1 protein-coding gene and 1 tRNA gene are annotated in these 2,275 nt (G+C 62.0%); both read left to right on the forward strand.

The features are described 5' to 3' along the window. Positions 1-1,914: selenocysteine-specific translation elongation factor (gene selB / locus B2W96_RS06010; protein WP_293009383.1), on the forward strand; the 1,914-nt coding region annotated here is incomplete at its 5' end. Positions 1,915-2,110: 196 nt separating this feature from the next. Then, positions 2,111-2,207, forward strand: a tRNA-Sec gene (locus B2W96_RS06015). Positions 2,208-2,275 lie beyond the last annotated feature (68 nt).

A 2,275-nucleotide genomic window follows, 5' to 3' on the forward strand; every position in this document is an offset into this window, starting at 1 on the left:
GGCACCGCGGGCCATGTGGACCATGGAAAAACTTTGCTGATTAAGGCCCTCACCGGCATCGACACCGACCGGCTTCAGGAGGAGAAAAAGCGGGGCATCACCATTGAGCTGGGCTTTGCCCATCTGGATTTTGACGACGGGACGCTGGCGGGCATCGTAGACGTGCCGGGCCATGAAAAGTTTATCAAAAATATGCTGGCGGGGGCGGGGGGCATCGACCTTGCCATGCTGGTGGTGGCTGCGGACGAAGGCTTTATGCCCCAGACCGTGGAGCATCTTGGCATTCTGACGCTTCTGGGCATCAAGGACGGCCTTGTGGCGGTGACCAAGGCCGACATGGTGGACCCGGAGTGGCTGGACATGATGCAGGAGGAAATTGCCCAGCGGGTAAAGGGGACGTTTTTGGAGAACAAGCCCATCCTCACCGTCTCTGCCTATACCGGGCAGGGCATCCCGGAGCTGAAGGAAGCCCTTCACGCGCTGGTGCTGGATGCCCGGGAGAAGAACCTACGGGTGGCGTTCCGCCTGCCGGTGGACCGGGTGTTTTCCGTGGACGGCTTTGGCACCGTGGTGACAGGCACCCTCATTGAGGGAGCCATGCACGAGGGAGATCCGGCGGTGCTTGCCCCCTCCGGGGCGGAAACCCGCATCCGAAATTTGCAGGTCCACGGGAAAGATGTGGACACCGCCTACGCGGGCCAGCGGGTGGCGGTGAATCTGGCGGGTCTGAAGCGGACGGACGTGCAGCGGGGCGACGCGGTGGCAAGGCCCGGAAGCCTGCGCACCTCGCTGATGCTGGACGTGCGGCTTCAGAACCTGCGCGCTTCCCAGCGGGTGATTTTAAACGACTCTCAGGTCCACCTGTACCACGGCGCGTCGGTGCTGCTTGCCAAGGTGGTGCTGCTGGACCGGGACGGGCTGGACCCCGGCGAGAGCTGCTATGCCCAGCTCCGGCTGACGGAGCCGATTGCCTCAAAAAACGGGGATCGGTTTGTAGTTCGTTTCCTTTCGCCGCTGGAAACCATCGGCGGCGGCACAATTTTAGATGACGCGCCCAAGCGGCATAAGCGGGGGGACCCCGCTGTGCTGAAGGCGCTGCGCATCCGGGAGAGCGGCTCCGGCGGCGACCGGGTGGTGCAGGTGGCGGCGGAATTTGGCACGGCCTTGCCCCAGACCGACAAGCTGGCGTCCAAGCTTGGGATGGACTCGCAGGAGTTGGAGGAATTGCTGGGGGAGCTGGTATCGGCAGGTCGATTGGTGGAGCCGCTGCCGGGCCGGTTTGCATCGTCCGGCGTAATGGACGGCGTGCGGGATGCCTGTCGGGGGCTTTTGGAGGACTATCATCGGAAAAACCCACTTCATGCCGGGATGAAGGCCGCCGAGCTGCGGCAAAAGCTGTTCAAGTCTATGGACCAGACCGGGGCGGACGCGCTGTTGCGCCAGCTCTGCGCCGAAGGGAGCATCCGCCGGACGGCGGAGCGGTACGCGCTGGCGGAGTTTTCCGTCCGGTTCACAAAAAAGCAGAGCGCCATCCGGGAACGGCTGCTGGAGAGTTACCGCAAGGCGGGCATCGAGCCGCCCACCACGGAGGAAATGCTGGCCCAATTTTCACAGGGAGAAGCCGCAGACGCAAAGCAGGTGCTGGACAGTGTGCTTACCGGCGGGGAACTGGTGATGCTTTCCCCTCAGATTTGCTATCACAAGGACGCGTGGCTGCGGGCGCGGGGCGCGGTCCGGGACCACCTCGCGGAGCAGGAGACGATCACGCTGGCGGAGCTGAGGGACGCGCTGGGGACTTCCCGGAAATACGCGCTGGCGGTGCTTGAATATCTGGATCGCTTCCATGTGACGAAAAAGGAGGGCGACCTCCGCCGCCTTGCGGATAAAAGCTTTTTGGCGGATGACGGACTGTAAGGCGGAAGCTAGGCTGCTTTTATGTCCGTAGGATGCAAACGCTTGATTTTACGGGACTTTGAGAGGCTCTTTCCCGCCAAAATGCCCACCCCGAGCTGTCCATAAGACCGGGGGAAATGCATTTGAGTTGGGTATTGCCATTTCACAAAGGACGTGCTACAATAGCGCCGTCGACCGTGGAAGCGGCGATTTTCGTGGGAGTAGATGGGTGCTGGTGTGCCCCCCGGTCTTCAAAACCGGTGAGGGTGGTGAAGAGCTGCCCAGGTGGGTTCGATTCCCACATATTCCCGCCAGGGGACGCCGCGCCAACGCGCGGCGTCCCCTTTTTGGATATTTTGGAACAATTGGGTTAAAAAGAAGA

Origin of the sequence: Oscillibacter sp. UBA6647, assembly GCA_002455655.1 — a bacterium.
Classification (GTDB): domain Bacteria; phylum Bacillota; class Clostridia; order Oscillospirales; family Oscillospiraceae; genus Oscillibacter.